The sequence below is a fragment of the Roseateles sp. P5_E11 genome, assembly GCF_054049355.1.
Map to the genome: position 1 here is coordinate 1 of NZ_JBFUMO010000034.1, position 23,085 is coordinate 23,085.

The following is a 23,085-nucleotide window of genomic DNA, read 5'->3' on the forward strand; positions in this document are numbered from 1 at the left end:
GCGCTGAGCCGCTGCCGTCAGGCGGGCTGCACGCCGGCTCGGCCGTCTTGCACGGCGAAACGTGCCACCGTCCGGATGGCGCTGTCAGGCCGCAGGGCATCGTCCAGCGACCGAACCGCCGCCCGCAGCCCCGCCTTGTCGACCACGAAGGCCATGTAGCCACGCTGGTCGCTGCGGCCGTAGTGCAGGTGCGGGTTGTGCGGCAACACCTCGTCCAACCGCTGCTGCTTGCCACCCCAACTGGTGATGGAACTGCCGCAGAACTCGCTGGCGACGACGGGCGAGTCGGGGTCGTCGAAGTCGGCCTTCAGGTCTGCCACGATGTGCGAATGCACGTCGCCGCCCAGCACGACGACGTTGGGCACCTGGCGTTCGCGCACGGTCGCCAGCAGCCGGTTGCGGGCCGGCGCGTAGCCATCCCAGCCGTCGGTCCAGTAAGTGGGCTCAGTCGCGTTCCAGTTCATGCGCGCCATCAACGTCTGCTGTGCGACGAGATTCCAGCGGCCCGGCGTGGTGTCCCAGCCCTCGGCCAGCCAGCGTTCCTGGGCCGCGCCCAGCAGCGTGCGTTTCGGGTCCAGCAGCTCCGGGCACTCACGCAGCGGCAGCGTGTTGCTGCCGTATCTGCCGGCCTTGGTGCACAGCTGCGGGTCGCGGTACTGGCGGTCGTCCAGCGCATGGATGACGGCCAGCCGCCCCCAGGTGTGGCGGCCATGCATGCGCATCTCCACACCGCGCGGGCGCCAGGCCTTGGGCAGGGGCTGGTGCTCCCAGCAGGCCTGGTAGGCGGCGGCCCGGCGCGCCGGGAAGTCCTGCGCGATCTTCTCGCCGCGCAGCCCGGCGTAATCGTTCTCGACCTCGTGGTCGTCCCACACGTACAGCCAGGGCACGGCGGCATGCATGGCCTGCAGCGCGGGGTCGGACTTGTACTGCGCGTAGCGGCCGCGGTACTGGTCCAGCGTCACGGCAGCACCGCCTTCCACGGCCCGCACGCGGCCCGGTGCCGCGCCGTATTCATAGATGTAGTCGCCCAGGAACATGACCAGGTCCAGCTCCTCGGCCAGCATGTGGCGCCAGGCGGCGAAGAAGCCGTGGTCCCAGCGCTGGCAGCTGGCGATGGCAAAGCGCAGCGGCTCCAGTGCGTCCGCGGCCGGCGTGGTGCGCGTGCGGCCTGCCGGGCTGCGCTGGCCCAGGGCTTCGAAGCGGTACCAGTACCAGCGGCCGGGCTTGAGCCCTGCGGGCTCGGCGTGCACGCTGTGCGCCCAGGCGCCTTCAGCGATCTCGGTGCCCGAGGCGACGCGGCGCTGAAAGGCTTCATCCTCCGCAACCTCCCAGCGCACCTCGACGCGCGCCGGCAGGTCAGCGCCGGTCAGCCGGGTCCACAGCACCATGCCGTCAGGCGTCGGGTGACCGGATGCGATGCCCAGCGCGAAGCGCGGCGCCACGTCCGCTCGCGCATGGCGCAATAAGCCGGGCGCGAGGCCGGCGGCCAGGGACAGCTGCAGCAGGTGGCGGCGATGGGTGTCCATCGCCGCATTCTGGCTTGGTTAGATCGCCAAAGGATCCACGTCCACGGCCCAGCGCAGCACGGCCTTGTGCTCGCGCTTGAGCGCGATCAGCTCCGGCACCCAGCCGCGCAGGAAGGCCTGCAGCCGTGCGCGCTGCGTGGCCTCCACCAGCATCTGCATGCGCTCCACGTCCGCCACGCGGGCCACCGCGTGCGGCACCGGCGGGTAGACCAGCACGCCGTCGTCATGCATCAGCTCCGCGGCGGCCGTCAGGAAGGCCTTGGCCGCCTCCACCGTGCGCGCCTCAGCGCGCAGCAGCGCCAGGTGGGCAAACGGCGGCAGGCTGGCGGAGCGGCGCTCGGCCAGTTGGTCGCTGGCGAAGCGCACATAGTCGTGGCGTGCCAGCGCCTGGTAGAGGGCATGGTCGCGGTGCCAGGTCTGCACCCACATCTCGGCCGGCGTCTCGCCAGATGCATCACGACCCGCACGGCCGCCCGCCTGCATCAGCAACGCGAACAGGCGCTCCGGYGCGCGGAAGTCGCTGCTGAAGAGAGCCCCATCCGGGTTCACCGCGGCGACGAAGCGGATGCGCCGGAAGTCGTGCCCCTTGGTGACCATCTGCGTGCCGACGAGGATGTCAACGTCACCGTCATGCACGGCCTGCAGTTGCGCTTCCAACTCGCCCTTGCGGCGCGTCGAGTCGGCATCGATGCGCAGCACGCGCGCGCCGGGCAAGGCCTCGCCGAGTTGCTCCTCCAGCTTCTCAGTGCCGCGGCCGATGGGGGCGATGTCGTGGTTGCCGCAGTTCGGGCAGGCGCTTGGCACGCGCTCCGTGAAGCCGCAGTGGTGGCAGCGCAGCGTGCGGTCGCGCTTGTGGAAGACGCGCCAGGCGCTGCAGTGGGGGCAGTCGCTCTTCCACTGGCATTCGCCGCAATGCAGCACCGGTGCATAGCCGCGGCGGTTCAGGAAGACGAGGCTTTGCTCGCCGCGCTCCAGTCGTGCCTTCAGTTCGGCCAGCAGCGGCGCGGTCAGCGCGGTCGTCACGCCAGCGGTGGGCGGCAAGGCCTTCATGTCGAAGAGCCTGACGCGGGGCAGCGCGCCGCCGCCGATGCGGGCGGCCAGCGTCAGGCGCTCATAGCGGCCGCTTTCGGCGTGCTGCCAGCTCTCCAGCGACGGCGTGGCCGAGCCGAGCACGACAGGCACCTTGAGGTCATGCGCGCGCCAGATGGCCAGGTCGCGCGCCGAGTAGCGGGCGCCGTCCTGCTGCTTGTAGGAGGGATCGTGTTCCTCGTCGACGACGATCAGCCCCAGCTCGGGCAGCGACGCGAATACCGCCAGCCGCGTGCCCAGCACCAGCCGCGCGCGGCCGAGGTGGGCGGCCAGCCAGTTCTGCAGGCGCTGGGCCGGCGTCAGCGCGCTGTGCAGCGACACGATGGCCAGGGGCTGAGGCAGCAGCGCCGCGAAGCGTTCGGTAAAGCGGGCCTCCAGTTGCGGCGTCAGGTTGATCTCGGGCACCAGCACCAGCACCTGGCGGCCCGCCGCCAGCGCGGCTTCGGCGGCGCGCAGATAGACCTCGGTCTTGCCGCTGCCGGTCACGCCGAACAGCAGCAGCGGCTTGCGCTCGCCGCCGTCGATCTGGGCCGTGATGCGGGTGACGGCCTCGGCCTGCTCCGGCGCCAGCTCGGGCCGGACCGGTTCCGGCACGGCGACCGCCTTGGCGACCTTGCGGTCCAGCTTGCGCAAACGCGCAGCCAACTGATCAGGCGAAAGTTCACGCAACTGCGGCGGCAGCACCGCGCTGGCCAGTTCGCCTACGCTGCGCTGGTAATAGCCGGCGGCGAAATCCAGCAGCCGGCACCAGTCGGCGCCCAGCGGCGTCAACGCGTCAAAAACGGCGGCCACCGGCCGCAGGGTGACGTCTGGCGCCATGGTTTCGTCGCCCGGCCAGACGATGCCCAGCAGTTCACGCTTGCCCAGCGGCACCCGCACCAAAGTGCCTGATGCGAGCGCCTGCTCACTCGCGTAGTCAAGCGGGCCATTCAAGCCGCTGTGCTGAGGGGCGTCGACCGCCACGCGCACCGTTGCAGGGCCTTCAGCTTCAGCCATGCGCAGCTCCGCGCTTCTTGTGAAGCAGTGGCTCAGCAAGTGGCTGCAAGTACATGATTCTTAAAGGCTCTTGGGTTGCCCACAATTTCTGTGGATAAGTTTGTGAGCAAATCGCCCCGTGCGGGCCGATAGAGCGCCAGAGCGGGACGAACCGCCCCAAATCCGTTCGTCGGCGCCATTTGAGTGCTGCCTTGAAAATCAAGCACTTAGCACGAATTCGGGAAAACTCTTAGGTGCGCCGCACCAACGACAGTCCGCCGCCCTCGCCTCCCGAATTTTGGGGATAAGTCATCGCGGAACTGCAGATTTGACGGCCCTGTCAGGCTGCAGTTCGCAGGCGGCGCGAATGCTGGTGAACCTCGTCCACCAAGGCTTCCACGCTCTCGGGCGGTGTGAACTGGCTGATGCCATGGCCAAGGTTGAAGACATGGCCGTGGCCGGCGGCGGGCTTGCCGAAGCTGTCCAGCACGGCCCGGGCCTGAGCACGTACGGTTTCGGGTGGCGCGAACAGCACATTGGGGTCGAGGTTGCCCTGCAGCGCGACCCGATCGCCCACGCGGGCACGGGCGGCGCCAAGGTTCATCGTCCAGTCCAGGCCGACGACGTCGGCGCCGGCGTCGGCAATCTCGTCCAGCCACAGGCCGCCGCCCTTGGTGAACAGCAGCCGAGGAATGCGCACGCCACCGTGCTCGGTCTTCACCTGGCTCAGCACCTGGCGCGAATAGGCCAGGCTGAACTGCTGGAAGGCGCCGTCGGCCAGCACGCCGCCCCAGGAGTCGAACAGCATGACGGCCTGGGCACCGGCTTCGATCTGGGCGTTCAGATAGGCGGCCACCGAGCGGGCGTTCACGTCCAGGATGCGGTGCATCAGGTCGGGGCGCGAATACATCAGGCTCTTGACGAGGCGGTAGTCGTCGGAGCCCCCGCCTTCCACCATGTAGCAGGCCAGGGTCCAGGGGCTTCCGGAGAAGCCGATCAGCGGCACGCGGCCGTTCAAGGCCTCGCGGATGGATGTGACGGCGTCGAAGACATAGCGCAGCTTGTCCATGTCGGGTACTTCCAGCGCTGCCACCGCGGCCTCGTCGCGGACCTGCCTTGCGAATTTCGGGCCCTCGCCCTGCTGGAAGGACAGGCCCAGGCCCATCGCGTCGGGCACCGTCAGGATGTCGCTGAACAGGATGGCGGCGTCCAGCGGGAAACGCTCCAGCGGCTGCAACGTCACCTCGGTGGCGTAGTCGCGGTTGGTGGCCAGGCCCATAAAGCTGCCGGCCTTCTCGCGCGTGGCGCGGTACTCGGGCAGGTAGCGGCCCGCCTGGCGCATCAGCCAGATGGGCGTGTGCTCGGTGGGCTGGCGCAGGCAGGCGCGCAGGAAGGTGTCGTTTTGCAGGGGGGCGAACATGACCAAATTATCCCTGCTGGCCCCGGCACGATCCGGCGCGTCGCGGGAGCGTCGTTTGCCCTTGTCTGCCATCCTCCCAGCAGCGAGATGCGTCCATGATCCGAATCCTCGTCACCGTGGCGGCCGCCGCCAGCCTGTCGGGCTGCGGCTACAACCAGTTCCAGACCCTTGACGAGCAGGTCAGCGCCAGCTGGGCCGAGGTGCTGAGCCAGTACCAGCGCCGGGCCGACCTCATTCCCAACATCGTCAACACGGTCAAGGGTGAGGCCAGTTTCGAGCAGGAGACGCTGACCCGCGTCGTCGAGGCGCGCGCCCGCGCGACCAGCGTGCAGGCCACGCCGGAGCTGGTCAACGACCCCGAGGCGTTGAAGAAGTTCCAGGCCGCACAGGGTGAGCTGAGCAGCGCGCTGTCCCGGCTGCTGGTGGTCACCGAGAACTATCCCAACCTGAAGGCCAACCAGGGCTTCCAGGATCTGCGCGTGCAGCTCGAAGGCACCGAGAACCGCATCACCGTGGCGCGCAACCGCTACATCCAGACAGTGGCCAGCTACAACGTCCACACGCGCAGCTTCCCGAACAACCTGACGGCCATGCTGTTCGGCTACAAGGCCAAGCCCAACTTCACCGTGCAGAACGAGGCGGCCATCACGACGGCGCCGACGGTGGACTTCGGCACGACGGCCAGGCCGGTGGCACCGGCCGCGTCGAAGTAGCCGCGCGATGCGCTGGCTGACTGCCTTGCTGCTGCTGTTGGCGGCGCCGTGGGTCCAGGCCCAGGGCGTGCAGCCTGTGCCGGGACTGAATGCCCGCGTCATCGACCAGACCGCCACGCTCGACGCCACGCAGCGCCAGGCACTCGAAGACCGGCTGGCCGCCTACGAGCGCGCGTCGGGGCCGCAGATCGTGGTGCTGATGGTGCCGACGACCGCGCCCGAGGACATCGCCGCCTATGCCCAGCGCGTCGCCGACCAGTGGAAGATCGGCCGCCGCGAAGTGGGTGACGGGCTGCTGATCGTCGTCGCCAAGAACGACCGCAAGATGCGCATCGAGGTGGCCAAGGCCCTCGAAGGCGCGGTGCCCGACCTGGCCGCGCGGCAGATCATCGACACGGCCATGAAGCCGGCCTTCCGCAATGGCGACTACGCCGGTGGCCTGCAGGCGGCCATCGAGAAACTGCAGGCGCGCATCAACGGCGAAGGCCTGCCAACCCCCGCTTCCGCGCCGCACGCCGGTGACAACGAGGGCTTTGGTTTCCAGGACCTCGGCATGCTCTTCTTTATCGGCGTGCCGGTTGTCGGCATGCTGCTGACCGGCCTGTTCGGCCGCAAGCTGGGCAGCCTGGCCACGGCAGGCGCCGCCGGCGCGGCGGGTTGGGCCTTTGGCGGCGGCCTCGTCGTGGCCGGCATAGCCGCGGTCGCGGCCCTGGTGCTCGTGGGCCTGTTCGGCATCGGCGCCGCTCGACGAAGTTCCGGCCTTGCCGGACTCAGCGGCCGCCGCGGCGGCATGCTGATCCCRCCCATCATCTTCGGCGGGGGTGGTGGCGGGGGTGGTGGCTTCGGTGGGGGCGGCGGCTTCTCTTCCGGCGGGGGCGGCAACTTCGGCGGCGGTGGCGCCTCGGGAGACTGGTGATGGCGCGCCTGTCACTCCAGCGCTTCATCCGCCATCGCCTCTGGGACGAGGACGATGCCCGCCGCGTGCTGCCACCCGAGGCGCTGGTGCGGCTTCAGCAGCGCGTGGCCGACAGCGAGCAGCGCCACAGCGGCGAGATCCGCGTCTGCGTCGAAGCCAGCCTGCCACTGAGCTACCTCTGGCGCGACGCGCCGGCGCGCGAACGGGCCGTCACGATGTTCGCCAAGCTGGGCGTGTGGGACACGGAGCACAACAACGGCGTGCTGATCTACCTGCTGCTGGCCGAGCACCGCATCGAGATCGTCGCCGACCGCGCGCTGGCGCGCCGCGTGGGCGCCGGTCACTGGCAGCAGCTGGTCCAGGCCATGAGCGAGGCCTTCCGCGCCGGCCGCTTCGAGCCGGGCCTGGTCGACGCCATCGCGGCCGTGGACGCGCTGCTGGTGGCGCACTTCCCGCGTGACGCGAGCGCCGCCACGCCGCGCCTGAACGAACTGCCGGACGAGCCGCTGCTGGGCTGAGCGGCCCGCGCCTGGCTACAGCAAGGCCAGGCTCTGCCGGCCGACCCAGGTATCGCCGGCTTGCAGCTCGATGGGGCGACCGACGCATGCCGCCTCCACGCACAGCATCTCCGACCAGCCTTCGGGCGGCATGTCGGCCAGCTTGGCGCAGCGCTCGGGGCCGGGGTTCCAGACCACGGCATCCTCAAAGCCCTGCTGGCGGACGGCCACCTGGCGGCGGTCCTCGGTCACCAGCAGCGGACGGTCCTTGACACCGAAATAGATGCGGTCCAGGTCCAGCACGCCCTTTTCGCCGGTCAGCAGCAGATCCATGCGCTGCAACGCCTCGGCCTGCTTGATGCTGTCGAAATAGCGCAGGCCGGCCAGCCCTTCGACGCTGACGGCGTCCAGATCGGCCACGCGCAAATAGGTATGCAGCGCCGCTGTGAACTGCAGCGGTGCGTCGCCGAGGTTCTCGCAGGCGAGTTCGATGTCGAGGCTGCGGCCGCCGACGCGCACGCTCAACTCCAGCTCGAAGGCATGCGGCCAGATCGCACGCGTCGCGTCACTGTCGCGCAGGCGCATGACGGCGAGCGCATCGTCCTTGCCCTGCTGCTGCTGGACCAGCTCCCACGGCAGCGTGCGCGCAAAGCCATGCTTGGGCAGCGGCCCGCGCTCGGCAAACTGCGGGAAACACACCGGCACGCCGCCGCGGATGGCCTTGCCTGGCGTGAATTCGCTGCGCGGCGACAGATAGAGCTGCTCACCGGCACCGGGTGGGCGCCACGACAGCAGGTGGCCGCCGTGCAAGCTGAACTGGGCGCTCGCGCCATCGGGGCTTTGCAGGGTGAAACTGGACGGTTCGGAGCTCATGGCAGGCGGGGCGCGAAGGGGCAAAGCTCTATCATCGCCGACTTGTTTTTTCGGGGCCGCCGCCCATGAACACAGCCAGCGCCCGCCCCTCCCAGAAACTGGCCTTCGTGCCCGAGACCCGCTTCGGCCTGTGGTTCCTGTCCACCGCGACCTGGCGCGTGCACGTGCTGGGCCGTGCGCTCAGCGACCTGCAGCGCATGGCGCCGGACGCGCCGCGCGGCGGCGTGATGCTGGACATCGGTACTGGCCAGGGCCACTCCCTGCCGGAGATGGCGGCACGCTTTGCGCCGGCCCAGATCCATGCACTCGACCCCGAGCCGGACTTCGAGGCCCGCTGCGCCGCGATGGTGAAAGCCTGCCCCGTGCCCGTCACCCTGCACGCGGCGCATGCCGAGCGCATTCCGCTGCCGGACGCGTCGGTGGACATCGTGCTGTGCCACCAGACCCTGCACCACATCGTCGACCAGAAAGCGGCCCTGGCCGAGGCGTTTCGCGTGCTTAAGCCCGGCGGCCTGCTGCTGCTGGCCGAGAGCACGCGCGCCTACATCCACAGCTGGATCATCCGGCTGCTGTTCCGCCACCCCATGCATGTGCAGCGCACGGCGGACGAGTTCATCGCCCTGGTGCGCGAGGCCGGCTTCCAGGTGGACGCGGACCGCATCAGCACGCCCTATCTGTGGTGGAGCCGCAGCGACCTGGGTGCGCGCGAATGGCTGGGCTTGGGCCAGCCGAAAAATCGCGAGGAAACGCTGCTGAACGCCGTCGCTCGCAAGCCCGGCTGATCAGTCCAGCGGAGGCTCGGGCAGGATCCAGGCCAGCAGCGAAGTCCAGAAGCCCGGGATGCGGATCTGCACGCTCGGGTCGGTCAGCGCCCGCGCCCGCGCAGCGGCTTCCAAGGATTCGGCCGAGTCGTAGAACGGCGGATCGGCCAACACAAGCCCGGCCTTGTTGGCGCCATCGACGAGGATCTGCAGATACTCGTCGACATGGCTGCCGGTGAAGGGGTTGGCATCGTGGAAGGTCACGACCACCGGCCGCACGCCGTCCACCAGCGGCAGCTCGGTGATCCGCCGGCGCAGCTCGCGCATCTGGTGCTCGAAATGCGAGCGCCGGCGCAGGCTGGCATTGGGCCAGGGGATCTTGCCGTCGTTGGCGGACAGGTCCGTCATCACGACGCTGAGCCCATGGCGCTGATAGGCCGCGAAGGTGCGCGCGTCGTAGGCCCAATGCGGCGGGCGCACCAGCACCGGGGGGCGGCCGGCCAATTCCATATGCGCCGCCAAGCCCTGGCTGAGGCTGCCTTCGAGCAGCTCATCACTCAGCTTGGTGTGGCTGGTGTGGCCGGGCGTCGCGGTGTGAAAACCCAGCACATGGCCCTCCGCCAGCGTGCGGCGCATCAGCGCCTGGCCGCGCGGCGTGGCACCACCGTTCACGGCGCCCGTCTGCACGAAGAACAGCGCCTTGATGCCCGGCTGGATGGCATTGCGCGCGAGGCCGTCGAGGATTTGGACCGTCGGGTTGTCGGTCTCCCGCGCGCTCGGGYCGTCGTCGAAAGTCAGTAACAGGCGGATGGGCACCGGCGCGCTCACCGACACATGCTCGGCCAGCGRCGACGGGTCGGCCGCGGCATGGGTCGCGACGACCAACGCCAGGCTTGCAAATGCCGCTGCGAAGCGCCATCGCGCCATCCTGCCTCCGTACTGCTTTCGTGGGGCCAGCAGTTTATTCGCCGGCCCTGCGCGCCCGGCAGCGGCGCCACACTGCATTCATGGGGCCTTCGATGCGCACAGGCAACTTGGGATTGCAGGCCACAGCCAGCACCACAGCGCCGATGGTCGTGACGGCCACGTCGCCCTCGGGGTCGTCGCTGAAGTCCAGCGCCCGCATCAGCGCAAAGTCCAGACCCTGTTCGCGCGCCTTGAGCCAGGCCTCCTTGAGCGTCCAGGCCTGCAGAAAGACCTGCGCGCGCGCCTCGACCGGCAAGGCGGCCAGGTCGGCGCGTTGCGCGGGGCTGTGCACCGTCTCGGCCAGGGCCAGGTGGTCGCGCGGCCGGGCCAGGCTTTCCACATCGATGCCGATCGGCACCCCGGCCGCGGCGCAGGCGACTGTGCCGGCGCCGTGGCTGATGGACACGAACACATCACCACGGCCCACCACGCGGCAGGCACCGCTGCTGGCCACCTCCAGTGCAGGCGGCTCATCCGAGCCCAGCCAGCGCTGCACCGCGCGGCGCGCCAGCCAGCGGCCGGCCAGGAAGGTGTCGCGCCGGGCCTCGGTGCCCAGCGACTGCAGGCGAGCCTGCTCGGAGGGCGTCAGCCAGGCGCCCGGTGACGGCATGCCGACCCGCAGCTCAGGCTCGGCGGCCAGCAGGCAGAGCAGGGTCACCGCGAGCCGTGGTCAGTCACTCAACCTTGGCCAAAGTGCCGCGCAAAGCGACGCCAATGACGAAGGCACCGGCATGGCACTCGAAATCGGTCGCACTCTTGTACTCCACCTTCCGGTAGTAGCTGACGATGTCGACCACGGCATTGGCGCCGTGGCGCTTGGCGCCATCCTGCAGATCGATCAGCGCACTCAATGCGGCCCATTTGCAACCATAGTCGTCCGCCTTGCCGAAGCCGTTGGTCTTCGGATTGGCCACGTAGGTCGCGAGGCGTCTGCTGACCTTCGGCGTCGCTTGACCGGCCAAATAGAACTTGAACGCCGGGTCCAGTTTTTCCTTGGCCTCGGGCAGTTCCAGCACATCGGCCAGCGGGATATGCAGCACGGTATCGCGCGCGAAGGCTGGCGCCGACAGCAACGCAGCGGCGGCCAAGACCACAAGACGAAACTTCATGAGCACGCTCCTTGAACGGGGCTTTCGATGATGCCGTATCAAGGGCGCCGCACAGGTAGGCGGAAGCCGGCAAATGCGCCGTGCAGCCCTGCGATCACTGCGGCGCGGATGCCGCCTGATCGGCCGTGACGGCGGCGGGCGCCTGAGGCGCGACGCCCTGCGCCAGCGCCTCGGGGCTCTTGTTGGTCGTCAGGATGACCTCCATGCGCACGCCACCCATGGCCTCGCAGGACTTGCGAGGCGCCTCGTTCCAGCGGATGGCGGTTGCCGTGACCACCGGGCGCACGACGCGCCAAGGCCAGAAGCCAAAACGCTGCGAACTGTTGTAGTCCACGAGGGCATCGGCCTTGTTCACCAGGGCCTGCTGCACCAGGGCCGGCAGCAACTCCTTGACGCCGCCATAGGTGCCCTTGGCGACCTTGAGCTGTTGCAGTTTCTGGTGCGGCATGTCGGACGGCGCACCGTTGTCGAAGACGCAGAGGTCTCGACCTTCCTGCGACAAGCTGGCGGCGATCCGCTTGCCGTCAGCCAACTCCTGTTCCGGCGAACCGGCTTGCGCCGCAGCACTTGCCAAAATCAATGCAATGGTCAGAACGCTCTGCTTCATCAGGCCCTCCCAGGCGGGTTGTCGAAATCAAAGGCGGCGCAGGATCAACGAAGTGTTGATGCCGCCGAAGGCGAAATTGTTCGTCATCGCGAACTCGGTCTGCAGCACGCGGCCGCCGCTGAGCACGTAGTCGAGGTCGCCGCAGCGCGGGTCGACGCGCTTGAGGTTGATGGTGGGCGCGAACCAGTCGGCGTTCATCATCTCCAGCGTCATCCAGGCCTCCAGTGCACCGCAGGCGCCCAGGGTATGGCCCATATAGCTCTTCAGCGACGAGATCGCCACACCGGTGCCAAAGATGCTTTGCGTGCCCTGGCTCTCGGCCACGTCGCCCTGGTCGGTGCTGGTGCCATGGGCGTTGACGTAGGGGATGGCAGTGGCGGGCAGGCCGGCATCTTCCAGCGCCAGGCGCATGGCCTGGGCCATGGTGGAGGACTGTGGCTGCGTGACGTGGGTGCCGTCGCAGTTGGTGCCGTAGCCGACGATCTCGCCCAGCATCTTGGCGCCGCGCGCCTTGGCGTGCTCGTACTCCTCCAGCACGAAGGTGCAGGCGCCCTCGCCCAGCACCAGGCCGTCGCGGTCGGCGTCGAAGGGGCGCGGCGTCAGGCGCGGCTGGTCGTTGTACCTGGTGCTGGTCGCGAACAGCGTGTCGAACACCGCCGCCTGGGTCGGGTCCAGTTCCTCGGCGCCGCCGGCCAGCATGGCGACCTGGCGGCCGCTCTGGATGGCCTCGTAGGCATAGCCCAGGCCCTGGCTGCCCGAGGTGCAGGCGCTGCTCGTCGTGATGATGCGGCCGGTGATGCCGAAGAACACCGCGATGTTGACGGTCGCAGTGTGCGACATCATCTTCACGTAGGTGTTGGCGTTGATGCCCTCGATGCTCTTGACCGTCATCATGCGGCCGAAGTCGCCGATGGCGCTGGGTGTGCCGCTGGAGCTGCCGAAGCTCACGCCCATGCGGCCGCTGGTCAGCAGCGGGTCGCCGATGAGGCCGGCCTGCTCCAGCGCCAGCTCGGCCGAGCGCGTGGCCATCTGGGCCACGCGGCCCATGCTGCGCATGGTCTTGCGGTTGTAGCGGTCGGCCGGCAGCTCGAAGGGTGCGCAGGGCACCCCGACCTGCGTGTTCAGGCCCTCGTAATCGGCCCAGTCGGCCATGCGCTGGACCTTGTTGGTCTCGGCGCGCAGGCTGTCCATGACGGTCTCCACGTCATGCCCGAGCGGCGACAACGCGCCGATGCCGGTGATGACGACTCTCTTGTTGCTCACCCGACCATCCCCCCATTCACGGAAATCACTTGACGCGTGATGTAGGCCGCGTCCTCGCTCATCAAGAAGGCCACCAGGGCCGCCACCTCCTCGGGCTGGCCGACGCGCTGCGCCGGGATCAACTTCAGCGCGTGCTCCAGCACTTCGGCGTCGATCATGTCCGTCTCGATGAGGCCCGGTGCCACGCAGTTGACCGTGATCTTGCGGCTGGCCAGCTCGACGGCCAGCGCCTTGCTAGCGCCGATGATGCCGGCCTTGGCGGCACTGTAGTTGACCTGCCCGCGGTTGCCCATCAGGCCCGAGACCGAGGCCAGCGTGACGATGCGGCCGGGCTTGCGGCGGCGCACCAGCGGCATGGTCAGCGGCTGCAGCACGTTGTAGAAGGCGTCGAGGTTGGTGTGGATGACGGCGTCCCAGTCCTCACCGGTCAACGCCGGGAAGGCGCCGTCGCGGGCAATGCCGGCATTGCAGACGACGCCGTAATAGCAGCCATGGGCCTCCACGTCGGCCTCCAGCGCGGCGGCGGTGGCAGCGCGGTCGGCCACGTCGAAGGCGAGCACACGGGCGTTGCGGCCGAGTTCGCGGGCGGCCTGGGCCACGGCCTCGGCCTCGTCGCGGCGGCTGCGGCAATGGATGACGACGTCGTAGCCGTCGCGCGCCAGCCGCAGCGCGATGGCGCGGCCGATGCCGCGGCTGGAGCCGGTCACCAGCACGGTATGGGGAGTACTCATGGGGTCTGTCCGTTCAGGAAAGCCTCCGGGTCGTCGGGCCCGAAGACATTGAGACTGGCGCGCGCCACCTCGGCGCCATCGATGCTGATGACGCACTCAAACTGGCCCAGGCCGTTGTCGGCCTGGAAGAGGCGCTGCACCTGCACGCGCAGCACATCGCCGACGACGAAGGCCGCGCGGCTGCACTGGTAGCGGCGCGTGCCGAGCAGGAAGCCGATGCGGGCGGCCCCGCCTTCATCGGCATGGAGGTGGCGTTGATAGCCGGCCCATGCGGCGGCCGCCTGGGCCATGTATTCGACGCCGGCCGATGCGCTGAGCTGGCCACCCTGCACCAGCAGATGGTCGGCGCGCACGGTGGCCTCGGCCAGCAGCGACTCGGCATCGGCCTCGATGACGCGGTCGAGCCAGCTCATCGCGCCGCGGTGCGGCACGAGGTCGGCGATGGCGGGTTCAGTCTTCACGGGTCAACACCAGGGCGGCGTTGCTGCCGCCAAACGCAAAGGAATTGGACAACACGGCGCGCGGCGCGGCAGCCAGGCGCTCGCCCGGTGAAACCAGGCGGATGGCGGGCAGGGCCGCGTCGCGCTCGCCATCGAAATGGTGGGCCGGCAGGGCGCCGTCGCCCAGCAGCGTCAGCCAACTGATCGCCGCCTCCAGCGCGCCGGCAGCACCCAGCGTATGGCCGGTCAGCGGCTTGGTGGAGCTGCAGGGCACATCCAGCCCGAAGACGCGGGCCACCGCTTCGCTCTCCATCGCATCGTTGTGCGGCGTGGCCGTGCCATGCAGGTTGAGGTAACCGATGTCGGCGGGCGCCAGGCCCGCCATGTCCAGCGCTGCGCGCATCGCGGCCTCGGCGCCGCGCCCGCTGGGCTCGGGCGCGGAGATGTGGTGGGCGTCGCTGGTTTCGCCCCAGCCGGCCAGGCGCACGGCGGGGCCGGCGCCTTTTTCGCGCGTCATCAGGAAGAGCGCGCCGGCCTCGCCGATGTTGATGCCGCAGCGCTGCGCGCCCATGGGGTTGCAGCGCACGTCGCTGACGGCTTCGAGCGAGGCAAAGCCGGCGACGGTGAAGTCGCACAGGCTGTCGGCACCGCCGCAGACGACGGCGTCCGCCATGCCCGCCTGCAGCAGCCGCGCGGCGCTGGCCAGGGCCTTGCTGCTGGACGAGCAGGCCGTGGAGATGACATAGGCGGGGCCCAGCGTGCCAAGCTCTTCAGCCAGCAGCGCGGCGCCGGAGCCGATCTCCTGCTGGCGCACGTCGTGCCAGGCCGGCAGTTCGCCGTGCTCGCGGTGGTGGGCCCAGGCGGCTTCGCTCTCGCCGACGCCCGAGGTGCTGGTGCCCAGCACGATGGCCACGCGCAACGGGCCGAAGCGTTCGATGGAAGCATCCACCGCGGCGCGGATGGGTTGCAGCGCCGTCAGCAGCAACGCGTTGTTGCGGCTGCGCTGGGCGTTAGCGTCAGGCAGAGGCAGGGGCTGGCGCACACGGCCCAGGTGCAGGGTGCGGCCGCGCCAGGCCTCGGGCTCGACGCCACTGGGCGTGGTGGCCCACAGCGACTCAGCCAGCGTGGCGGCGTCATGGCCGGCGGCGCAGACGACGCCGAGGGCGTTCAGATAGACATTCATCAGCCCCCCTCCATGGAGCGCGATTCGATGCGCAGTTGGTAATGCTCGGCACGATTGTCGATTTCCACGCGCGCGCGGCCGTCCAGATAACGCACCGTGAGGCGCACCTCTCCGCCCTGGCGCAGCGTGCGCGCGTTGCCGCTCTCGTCCAGCGTCCAACCCGTGGGCAGCGCGGCCTGCAGTGCGGGCAGCGGCGCGAAGACCAGGGCGATGTCACGCAGCACGCGCGCCGGGTCGACCGCCGCGGGCAGCATGGGGTGGCGCTGCACCTTCAACTCGCGGCCGTCCCAATGCATGGTCAGCACGCGCTGGCCGAAGGCGAGACCGGCGAGCTGCAGCTGCCGGGCGTCGACCTGCAGCAGCGTGTCGAGCTGGCGCTCGGTGACGGCGCCGTTGGGGTCGTCGGGCGCGTCTGTCACCGTCAGCCGCTGGGCCAGCGACAGTTCGGCACCGAAAGCGGCCGGCGCCAGTTGCAGTGGCGGCAGCGCGGCCGGTGGCGGCAGCGTCTGGCAGGCTGACAGCAACAGCGCAGCGAACAGGATCAGGGGGCGCACAACTGCTCCAGCGTGCGCATGCGCTCGGGATGCGCGACGTAGGGGTTGGTCAGGTCCCAGGCATAGCCGGCCAGGATGGACGAGATCATGCGGCGGATGTCGGGGTTCTGGTCCTGGTGGAAGATGACGTCCTGGAAGCCGCCGCGGTACCAGCTCTCCACAAAGGCACGGAAGGCGTCCACGCCGGCGCGCAGCGGCTTGGCGTAGTCCTTCTCCCAGTCCACCGCTTCGCCGGCGCGTTCACGCAGCAGCGCCGYCACGGCCAGGTCGGCGGACTTCACGGCGATGGTCACGCCGCTGGAGAACACCGGGTCCAGGAACTCGCCCGCATTGCCCAGCAGCGCGAAGCCCGGGCCCCACAGCGACTTCACGTTGGCCGCATAACCCTGCAGCCGGTTGGCCGGCGTGTCCCAGACGGCGTCCTTCAGCAGCGCGGCCAGCGAGGGTGTCTCGGCGACGACGGCCTTCAGTCGCTCCGTCGCGTCCTCGGGGAAGCGGTCGAAGTACTCGGCCCGCGCGACGACGCCCAGCGAGCAGCGGCCGTTGCTGAAGGGGATGGTCCAGAACCACACGTCCACGTCGTCCGGATGCACGGTGACGAGGATCTTGGTGCGGTCAAACGTCGGGTCGCTGATGCGGTCCTGCACATGCGTGAAGGTGGCGGCGCGCACGGGGAAGGCCGAGGGCGTCTCCAGGTCCAGCAGGCGCGGCAGCGTGCGGCCGAAGCCGCTGGCGTCCAGCAGATGGCCGGCTTCGACGGTGTAGGCCGCGCCGCCGTCCAGCGGCTGCACGTCGATCTGCGGGCGTTGACCTGCCGCGACGCGCACAGCCGTCACCTCGTGGCGGTAGCGCACATCGGCGCCGGCCTTGGCGGCGCCATTGGCCAGCACCTGGTCGAAATGGGCGCGCTGCACCTGGTAGGTCGTGCCCCAACCGGGCGTGAACTTGTCGCGGAAGTCGAAAGCGGTGCGCTTGGGGCCGCGGCAGAAGGCCGCGCCGTTCTTGAACTGGAAGCCGGCCTCGACGACGTCCTGCAGCAGCCCCGCCTTCTCGATATAGGCCATGGACTGTGGCAGCAGGCTCTCACCGATGGAGAAGCGTGGAAAGAGCTGGCGCTCCAGCACGGTCACGGCCAGGCCCTGGCGGCGCAGCAGGGCCGCAGCGACGGCGCCTGCAGGGCCTGCGCCGATGATGCAGACGTCAGTCGTTTCGAGGGTCATGGTCGTTGACGAAGAAAGGGGTGAGGAACCAGGCCAGGGCAATTCCCAGTCCCAGGGTCAGGCCGAAGGCCCGCAATGCCGGCGTGCCGGACAGGGCCAACAACCCGAAGGACAGCCAGGTGCTGGCGGCCGCGAGTGTGATGGAGACGAAGCCGCGCAGGTCGCGCCGACTGGGCTGGGCGAGCAGGAAGATGCCGTAGTCCACCCCCACGCCGAGCAGCAGCAGCAGGGCCAGCACGTGGAAGAGCTGCCAGGGCTGGCCGGCCAGGGCCGTCGCAGCCAGTGCCAGGCTGCCGGCCAGCAGGGTGGGCACCAGGGCCCGCCACCAGGCAGCGCCGAGGCGCCAGGCCAGCAAGGCGGCGACGGCCGCCACGGCGATGACCAGCACGCCGAGCATGCGGATGCGTTGGCGGGCCAGCAGCTCGGACACATCGGCCACCTTGTCGACCCAGCGCACCGTCGTGCCATCGGCGAGTGCCGCTAGTTGCGGCAGCACCTCGCGCGACACGCCGCGCAGCATCAGCACGCTGTGCCAGCGGCCGTCGGCATCGCGGCCCAGCCACTGGTGGCGCGCCGCCTCGCTGACAGGGGCGGTGCGCCAGGCCTCCACCGTCAGCACCGGCGCCGCGACGGCATCGCGCTGGGGCAGGGGCTGACCCAGTTGCTCGGCCACCAGCAGCGACACCTCGGCCCAACGGCGCTGCACCAGGGCCGCATCGCCGGCCTGACGGGCCGGCGAAGGCACCCAGTCGGAAACGGCCTGCCAGCCGGCGATACCGGGCGTGCTGGCGAGCTTGGCCTTGAGAGCTTCCTCGCGCTCCAGAAGCACGGCCTCGCTGCCCGCAGTGAGCAGATAGAACTGCGCCGGGCTGGGCAGGTCCAGCCGCCGGCCGATGTCGATCTGCTCCTGCATCAGCGCGGGCGGCGTGTTCTGCAGCAGGCGGATGTCGTCGTTGGCCTGGCCGCGCCAGGCGGCAGCAGCCAACAGAGCGGCGATGACAACGCCGCCGATCAGGCCGCTGCGCCAGGTCAGCTGCGGCCAGCGCTGCCAGGCGCGGCCCAACGCGCGCGTCAGCGGCCGCACGGGCACGGGGCCGGCGTCCAGATGCGGGAACCACAGCCAGGTGCTGACAAAGGCGGCCGTCAGGCCGGCGGCCGAGAACAGCGCGACCTGCTGCAGGCCGGGGAAAGGCGTCGTCGCGAGCAGGGCATAGCCGGCCAGCGTCGTGCTGAGGGCCAGCACCATGGTCGGCAGCTGCTCGCGCATCAAGGCGAAGCGCTGCGCCGGCGGCTGGGCGATGCGGCTGCTGTAGTGGCTGCTGGCGTAGTTCTCCGCCACGCCGACGAGGCTGGCGCCGAACACCAGCGTGATGAGGTGCAGCTCGCCAAAGACGGCCAGCGTCGCCGCCACGGCTACCAGCAGGCCGCTGCCCACCGACAGCAGCACCAGCAGGCGCGGCCGGATGCGGGCGAAGGCAAACCAGCTCAAAGCAAACACGCCCACGAGCGACCCCACGCCGATGAGATGCATTTCGCGCTGGGCCTGCGCGGCCGCGGCATGCGCGTGCAGGGGCACGCCGGCCGCGAGCACCTGGGCCTCGGGTACGGCGGCACGGGCATGGGCGAGGGCTTCGGCGATGCGCTCGTTGTCGCTCAGCGCGAAGGCGCTGGCGCCGCTGTCGATCAACGCCAGCATCCAGTCGCCCTGGGCATCGGCCAGGCGCAGCCGGCCATCGAGGGCGCGCACCTTGCTGCCCTGGGCACGCTCGGCGAGCCATGCCCCGAGGGTGTTGAAGGGATCGTCGATCCAGCGGCCCACGCGCGGCAGGCCCATGGGCTGCATCAGGCTGGTCAGCGCCTGTTGAGCCAGCGCTTCCGAAGGGGCGGTCTGCAGGGACTGGCGCTGGGCGTCGGTCAGCAGCGCGCCGCGTTGCGGGGCGAAGAAGCTCAGCCAGTCGGCCTGCTGGGCGTCGGAGACGCGGTGGCGCAGCTTGATGCCGGGCGCCTCCGCTTGCAGCTTGGCGATGAAGCGATCCATCGCCGCTTCGCTGCCCTTGGGCGCGCGCAGCATGACGATGACGCGGCCCTCCCCTGCCTTGGCCAGGGCGGTCATCGCCTGCTCGACCTCGGGCCGGCGCTCGTCCTTGGGCAGCATGGCCAGCACATCGGTGTTGATGCGCACACGGCCCTTGTACGCAGCCAGGGCCAGGCCCGCGGCCATCAGCAGCAGCGCGAGCGCCCAGGCCCAGGGCGCCAAGCGGCTGGGCCGGTCAGCCAAGCTGCTTGGCCTCGTCGGCGCTGGGGGCGGCGGGCTCGTGCGTCTGCTCGTCGAAGCGCAACGTCGTCGTGTCGCCCTGGGCCTCGGTCATGACGATGCGACGCAGCTGGCGGTCGCCCTCCAGCTCGATGCGGGCGAAGAGCTGGGCCAGTGCCGCGGCCTTCGGCCTCAGCACGGCGCGCCAGCCCTTGTCACCCACCAGGCTGGCCTGCACCTCGAAGGCCTGCTGCAGCGCGCCGAGGTCGCCGTCCAGCAGCGACAGCATCAGCTGGGTCACGACGCGGATGCCGGGCTCCTTGCTGGCATCCAGCTGCAGGCCGCCACCACCGGCGATGCGGTCGCGCGTCAGCACCAGCTGGCTGGCGAACGGCGCCGTCGTGCGCCAGATCAGGCCCTTGCCGCGCACCAACAGGTAGTCACCCTGGCTCTTCAGCGGCTTGGCGAAGCCGGCAAGCTGCTTGTCCTGCTGGAAGCCACCGCGCTGCACCGGCGTGCTGACGAGGCGCTGCTGAACCTGGGCGATGGTGTCGGCCAGCGCGGGCAACGGGCATGCGGCAAGAAGGAAGAGACGGCGCTTCATGGCAGCGGAATGCCCAGACGTTCAAACAGGATGGGCGGGCTGGCGAACTGCATTTCCTTGTTGCGCATGTCCACGGCCACCATCAGCGTGTGGGCCTTGGTCAGACGCGCGTTGGTAGCGATGTCGCGCACCGTGTAGTCGATGCGCAGGCGGTGCTCCCACTCGGTGATGCAGGCGCGCACGCCCAGGCGCATGCCGTATTCGGCCGGGCGCACGTATTTCAGCTGCAGATGGATGATGGGCCAGGCATAGCCGCTGGCGCGCATCTGCGGGTAGTCGTAGTTGAAGCGCTGCAGCAGCGCGCAACGCGCCTGCTCCAGGTATTGCACATAGCGGCCGTGCCAGACGATCTCCATCGGGTCGAGATCGTGGAAGGCCGGCGTGATCTCGATCTCGTGGGCCAGGCGCGGGTCTTCACGCAGGAGCATGCAGGGCTCCGTGGGGATCGCGGATGTCGCGCAGCAGGGCCTGAAGCTCGACATCCAACGCGCGGTCTTCGTCGATCAGCGGCAGGCGTGCACAGAGCTCTTCGTACCAGGCCGACAGCGACGGGCTCAGCTGCAGGCCGCCCAGGCGCTGGCGCAGGCCCAGGCCCTGGCGTGCGCTGATGAGCAGGCCGGCGACGACCTGCTCGCTCAGGTCCAGCACGCGCAGCGCGTCGCGGGCCGCGATGCTGCCCATGCTGACCTTGTCCTGGTTGTGGCACTCGGTGCTGCGGCTGAAGACCGAGGCCGGCATGGTCTGCTTGAGGGCTTCGGCGGTCCAGGCGGAGACGCTGATCTGCAGCGCCTTCAGGCCATGGTTGATGGCGGCGCGCTCGCCCAGGGCACCGCTCAGATTCGACGGCAGGCCATGGTTGAAGCGCGTGTCCACCAGCAGGGCGAGCTGGCGATCCAACAGGTCGGCGACGTTGGCGACGGCCGTCTTCAGCGTGTCCATGGCCATGGCGATGTGGCCGCCGTAGAAATGGCCGCCGTGCAGCACGCGCTCCTCGACGGCGTCCACCAGCGGGTTGTCGTTGGCGCTGTTGAGCTCGTTCTCGATGAGCTGGCGCAGCCAGGGCAGCGCGTCTTCCAGCACGCCGATGACGTGGGGCGCGCAGCGCAGCGAGTAGCGGTCCTGCAGGCGCTGCTCATTGCGGCTGGGGCGGTCGCTGGCGAGGTCGGTGCGCAGCCGCGCGGCGACGCGCTGCTGGCCGGCATGCGGCTTGACGGCGAACAGGCGCTCGTCGAAGTGGTGGGCATTGCCCGCGCTGGCGACGACATTGGCCGCCGTGATGCGCGTGGCCAAGCGCGACAGCCGTTCGGCACGCTGGAAGGCCAGGCAGGCCAGCGCCGTCATGACGGCCGTGCCGTTCATGATGGCCAGGCCTTCCTTGGGGCGCAGCGTGTGCGGCTTGAGGCCGACGGCCGCAAGGGCCTCGGCCGCCGGCATCTGCCGGCCCTGGAACCACACCTCGCGCTCGCCGCACAGCACGGCGGCGACATAGCTCAGCGGCGTAAGGTCACCGCTCGCGCCGACCGAACCTTCGCTGGGGATCAAGGGCAGGATGTCGTGCTCGATCAGGGCGGCCAACTGTTGCAGCAAGGCGTAGCTCACGCCCGACACGCCCTGCGCCAGCGACTGCAGCCGCACGGCCAGCACGGCGCGCACCTGCTCGGGCGCCAGCATGGGGCCTGCGCCGATGCCGTGGTAGGTGTAGAGGTGGCGCGGCAGCTCGGCCACCAGGGCCGGCGGGATGCTGACGGTGCAGGAGTCGCCGTAGCCGGTGGTGACACCGTAGACGACGCCGTCCTCAGCCAGCAGGCGGGCGATGAACTCGGCGCCGGCGTCGATGTGGGGCACGAAATCAGGCGCGGTGCTCAGACGCGCGCGGGCCTCGCGGCGGGAGATGGCGGCGATGTCGTCCAGGCTCAGCGGGCGGCCATCGAAAACAATCTCAGGCAACGGCATGCGGGCTGTCCCAGAAAGCGTAGAAGTTGAACCAGTCATAGGGCGATTCGCGCAGGCGGCGCTGCAGGATCCGTGCGTAGCTCTGGGCGTATTGGGCCAGAGCCTCGCGGCGCCCGGCGCGCGGCAGGCTGATGTGCTCGGTCAGCACCTCGAAGCGGATCTCATAGCCGGCCCCCCGGTGCAGGCAGGTCAGCAGCACCAGCGGGCAGTGCAGCACGCCGGCCAGCACATAGGCGCCCACCGGCAGCGGCGCCGGCGCGCCGAGGAAGTCGACGCTGACGGTCTGGGCGGATTGGATGGGCACGCGGTCGCCGGCAATGGCGATCCAGCCGCCGGCGTCCACCAGCTCCTTGAGCTGCATGGCCATGGCCGGCCCGAAGTCGGTAACCTCCAGCAGGTTGACGGCGGAGCTCGGGTCCAGGCGCTTGAGGATGCGGTTGAAGGCCTGGGCGTGGCGGGTGTGCACCAGTACCGTCAGCTTCAGGTCCTGCTTGGTCCGGCCCACCATGCGGCACAGCTCCAGGCAGCCCATGTGCGCGGTGATGAAGATGCCGCCCTGGCCCCGGGCCACCATGGCGTCGACAAGGGAAAAGTCCTGCTCGCGCACGCACTCGGCCGGGTAGCGGCCGGCCATGGCCAGCAGCTTGTCGAGCATGGTCTCGGCAAAGCAGGCGACGTGGCGCAGGCCCTCGCGCCAGTCGGGTTCGCGCTGGAACACGCCCGGCTCGGCGCGRTGCAGATGGCGCAGGTAGTCCAGCGACGAGCGGCGCAAGGCCGGCCGCGTCAGCCAGTGCAGCAGCACGACGGGGAACATGGCCCAGCGCACCAGGCGCCGGCCGAAGAGCTTGTGCACACCGTACAGCAGCCAGATGCCGCTGACGAAGGTCGTTTCACCCAACGAAGCCCAGTGCTGGGCGCGCGCTGTCATGGATTGCTCCGCAGCTTGCGCGCCAGCAGCAACGGCGCGCGCCACAGCATGCCGAAGAAGAGCCGCGTGTGCATGGCCGAGATCAGCACGTTGTCGCGCCAGACGCGGAAGTGCGAGATGCCGCCGACCGGATAGTGCACGCGCGTGGGCTGGTTGATGACGGGCACGCCGGCCCACACGAGGCGCACGGCGATCTCGGTGTCGAAGTCCATGCGCCGGCCCATGGAGGCATGCGCGAGCTGCGGCAGCGTGGCGGCCAGCGGGTAGATGCGAAAGCCGCACATGGAGTCGCGCACCGAGAAGCTCAGCGTGTTGATCCAGACCCAGATGTGGGTGGCATAGCGCCCGTACAGCCGCGCGCGCGGCACGGACGCGTCGTAGATGGGGCAGCCGCAGATCAGCGCCTCAGGGTGCGCCTGGGCGGCGGCCACGAAGCGCGAGGCATCGAAGGCGTCATGCTGGCCGTCGGCATCGATCTGCAGGCCATGGGTGTAGCCCTGCTC

The 23,085-nt window shown here is 69.8% G+C and carries 23 protein-coding genes and 1 pseudogene; 4 read left to right on the plus strand and 20 right to left on the minus strand.

Features of this window, described 5'->3' with window-relative positions:
- Positions 1 to 17: 17 nt before the first annotated feature.
- The 3 genes from ACXJKR_RS04710 to hemE form a co-directional block, all read right to left on the minus strand.
- Positions 18 to 1,526 carry an alkaline phosphatase D family protein gene (locus ACXJKR_RS04710; RefSeq protein ID WP_457321154.1) on the minus strand — a complete coding sequence of 503 codons (1,509 nt, stop codon included), beginning with the start codon at positions 1,524 to 1,526 and terminating at the stop codon, positions 18 to 20.
- An 18-nt stretch (positions 1,527 to 1,544) separates the two neighbouring features.
- The gene (locus ACXJKR_RS04715; RefSeq protein WP_457321155.1) at positions 1,545 to 3,611 is read right to left on the minus strand and encodes a primosomal protein N'; all 2,067 of its coding nucleotides are present in this window, start codon (positions 3,609 to 3,611) and stop codon (positions 1,545 to 1,547) included.
- A gap of 319 nt (positions 3,612 to 3,930) precedes the next feature.
- The gene (gene hemE, locus ACXJKR_RS04720; protein WP_457321157.1) at positions 3,931 to 5,010 is read right to left on the minus strand and encodes a uroporphyrinogen decarboxylase; all 1,080 of its coding nucleotides are present in this window, start codon (positions 5,008 to 5,010) and stop codon (positions 3,931 to 3,933) included.
- Between the two features lie 95 nt (positions 5,011 to 5,105).
- On the opposite strand from hemE, the gene ACXJKR_RS04725 reads away from it, so the two are divergent.
- Genes ACXJKR_RS04725 through ACXJKR_RS04735 form a run of 3 tightly spaced genes read left to right on the plus strand, consistent with a single transcriptional unit; the run spans position 5,106 to position 7,157 of the window.
- Positions 5,106 to 5,723 carry a LemA family protein gene (locus tag ACXJKR_RS04725; protein ID WP_457321159.1) on the plus strand — a complete coding sequence of 206 codons (618 nt, stop codon included), beginning with the start codon at positions 5,106 to 5,108 and terminating at the stop codon, positions 5,721 to 5,723.
- Positions 5,724 to 5,730: 7 nt separating this feature from the next.
- Entirely contained in the window at positions 5,731 to 6,639 is a 909-nt protein-coding gene (locus ACXJKR_RS04730; protein ID WP_457321161.1) for a TPM domain-containing protein, read from the plus strand.
- Entirely contained in the window at positions 6,639 to 7,157 is a 519-nt protein-coding gene (locus ACXJKR_RS04735) for a TPM domain-containing protein (protein ID WP_457321163.1), read from the plus strand. Before ACXJKR_RS04730 ends, ACXJKR_RS04735 begins: the two co-directional genes overlap by 1 nt.
- A 15-nt stretch (positions 7,158 to 7,172) precedes the next feature.
- Here ACXJKR_RS04735 and ACXJKR_RS04740 read toward each other — a convergent pair whose 3' ends face one another.
- A complete protein-coding gene (locus ACXJKR_RS04740) occupies positions 7,173 to 8,009 on the minus strand; it encodes a D-hexose-6-phosphate mutarotase (protein WP_457321164.1) in 837 nt (278 codons plus the stop codon).
- A 65-nt stretch (positions 8,010 to 8,074) separates the two neighbouring features.
- On the opposite strand from ACXJKR_RS04740, the gene ACXJKR_RS04745 reads away from it, so the two are divergent.
- Positions 8,075 to 8,791 (plus strand): class I SAM-dependent methyltransferase, encoded by a 717-nt coding sequence (locus ACXJKR_RS04745; RefSeq protein WP_457321166.1) that lies wholly within the window; start codon positions 8,075 to 8,077, stop codon positions 8,789 to 8,791.
- On the opposite strand, the gene ACXJKR_RS04750 is transcribed toward ACXJKR_RS04745, so the two are convergent.
- From ACXJKR_RS04750 to ACXJKR_RS04825, 16 genes and pseudogenes are all read right to left on the minus strand, one after another.
- Positions 8,792 to 9,697 (minus strand): polysaccharide deacetylase family protein, encoded by a 906-nt coding sequence (locus tag ACXJKR_RS04750; RefSeq protein WP_457321168.1) that lies wholly within the window; start codon positions 9,695 to 9,697, stop codon positions 8,792 to 8,794.
- A 34-nt stretch (positions 9,698 to 9,731) separates the two neighbouring features.
- Complete coding sequence (locus ACXJKR_RS04755) at positions 9,732 to 10,394, minus strand: 4'-phosphopantetheinyl transferase family protein (RefSeq protein WP_457321170.1); 663 nt, start codon at positions 10,392 to 10,394, stop codon at positions 9,732 to 9,734.
- A 16-nt stretch (positions 10,395 to 10,410) separates the two neighbouring features.
- Positions 10,411 to 10,830, minus strand: coding sequence for an excinuclease ATPase subunit (locus ACXJKR_RS04760; protein ID WP_457321194.1), 420 nt, complete (start codon positions 10,828 to 10,830; stop codon positions 10,411 to 10,413).
- Positions 10,831 to 10,939: 109 nt separating this feature from the next.
- The gene (locus ACXJKR_RS04765; protein ID WP_457321171.1) at positions 10,940 to 11,452 is read right to left on the minus strand and encodes a hypothetical protein; all 513 of its coding nucleotides are present in this window, start codon (positions 11,450 to 11,452) and stop codon (positions 10,940 to 10,942) included.
- A 27-nt stretch (positions 11,453 to 11,479) separates the two neighbouring features.
- Positions 11,480 to 12,715: a beta-ketoacyl-ACP synthase gene (locus tag ACXJKR_RS04770; RefSeq protein ID WP_457321173.1), complete on the minus strand. Its 1,236-nt coding sequence runs from the start codon at positions 12,713 to 12,715 to the stop codon at positions 11,480 to 11,482.
- A complete protein-coding gene (locus tag ACXJKR_RS04775) occupies positions 12,712 to 13,446 on the minus strand; it encodes a 3-ketoacyl-ACP reductase FabG2 (RefSeq protein WP_457321175.1) in 735 nt (244 codons plus the stop codon). Before ACXJKR_RS04775 ends, ACXJKR_RS04770 begins: the two co-directional genes overlap by 4 nt.
- Complete coding sequence (locus tag ACXJKR_RS04780) at positions 13,443 to 13,907, minus strand: ApeP family dehydratase (protein ID WP_457321177.1); 465 nt, start codon at positions 13,905 to 13,907, stop codon at positions 13,443 to 13,445. The genes ACXJKR_RS04775 and ACXJKR_RS04780 overlap by 4 nt, the downstream gene beginning before the upstream one ends.
- Positions 13,897 to 15,069, minus strand: coding sequence for a beta-ketoacyl-ACP synthase (locus tag ACXJKR_RS04785; protein ID WP_457321179.1), 1,173 nt, complete (start codon positions 15,067 to 15,069; stop codon positions 13,897 to 13,899). The genes ACXJKR_RS04780 and ACXJKR_RS04785 overlap by 11 nt, the downstream gene beginning before the upstream one ends.
- Entirely contained in the window at positions 15,069 to 15,623 is a 555-nt protein-coding gene (locus tag ACXJKR_RS04790; RefSeq protein ID WP_457321180.1) for a DUF3261 domain-containing protein, read from the minus strand. Before ACXJKR_RS04790 ends, ACXJKR_RS04785 begins: the two co-directional genes overlap by 1 nt.
- Positions 15,611 to 16,843, minus strand: a complete 1,233-nt coding sequence (locus ACXJKR_RS04795; protein WP_457321182.1) for an NAD(P)/FAD-dependent oxidoreductase — start codon at positions 16,841 to 16,843, stop codon at positions 15,611 to 15,613. The genes ACXJKR_RS04790 and ACXJKR_RS04795 overlap by 13 nt, the downstream gene beginning before the upstream one ends.
- Entirely contained in the window at positions 16,824 to 19,121 is a 2,298-nt protein-coding gene (locus tag ACXJKR_RS04800; protein WP_457321184.1) for an MMPL family transporter, read from the minus strand. The genes ACXJKR_RS04795 and ACXJKR_RS04800 overlap by 20 nt, the downstream gene beginning before the upstream one ends.
- Positions 19,114 to 19,701 (minus strand): LolA family protein, encoded by a 588-nt coding sequence (locus tag ACXJKR_RS04805; protein WP_457321186.1) that lies wholly within the window; start codon positions 19,699 to 19,701, stop codon positions 19,114 to 19,116. The genes ACXJKR_RS04800 and ACXJKR_RS04805 overlap by 8 nt, the downstream gene beginning before the upstream one ends.
- Positions 19,698 to 20,129 (minus strand): acyl-CoA thioesterase, encoded by a 432-nt coding sequence (locus tag ACXJKR_RS04810; protein WP_457321188.1) that lies wholly within the window; start codon positions 20,127 to 20,129, stop codon positions 19,698 to 19,700. Before ACXJKR_RS04810 ends, ACXJKR_RS04805 begins: the two co-directional genes overlap by 4 nt.
- Complete coding sequence (locus tag ACXJKR_RS04815) at positions 20,116 to 21,654, minus strand: HAL/PAL/TAL family ammonia-lyase (RefSeq protein WP_457321190.1); 1,539 nt, start codon at positions 21,652 to 21,654, stop codon at positions 20,116 to 20,118. The genes ACXJKR_RS04810 and ACXJKR_RS04815 overlap by 14 nt, the downstream gene beginning before the upstream one ends.
- Complete coding sequence (locus ACXJKR_RS04820) at positions 21,641 to 22,582, minus strand: LpxL/LpxP family acyltransferase (protein WP_457321192.1); 942 nt, start codon at positions 22,580 to 22,582, stop codon at positions 21,641 to 21,643. The genes ACXJKR_RS04815 and ACXJKR_RS04820 overlap by 14 nt, the downstream gene beginning before the upstream one ends.
- Positions 22,579 to 23,085, minus strand: a pseudogene (locus ACXJKR_RS04825) (glycosyltransferase family 2 protein); the annotation flags it as partial. The pseudogene ACXJKR_RS04825 and the gene ACXJKR_RS04820, both read right to left, overlap by 4 nt.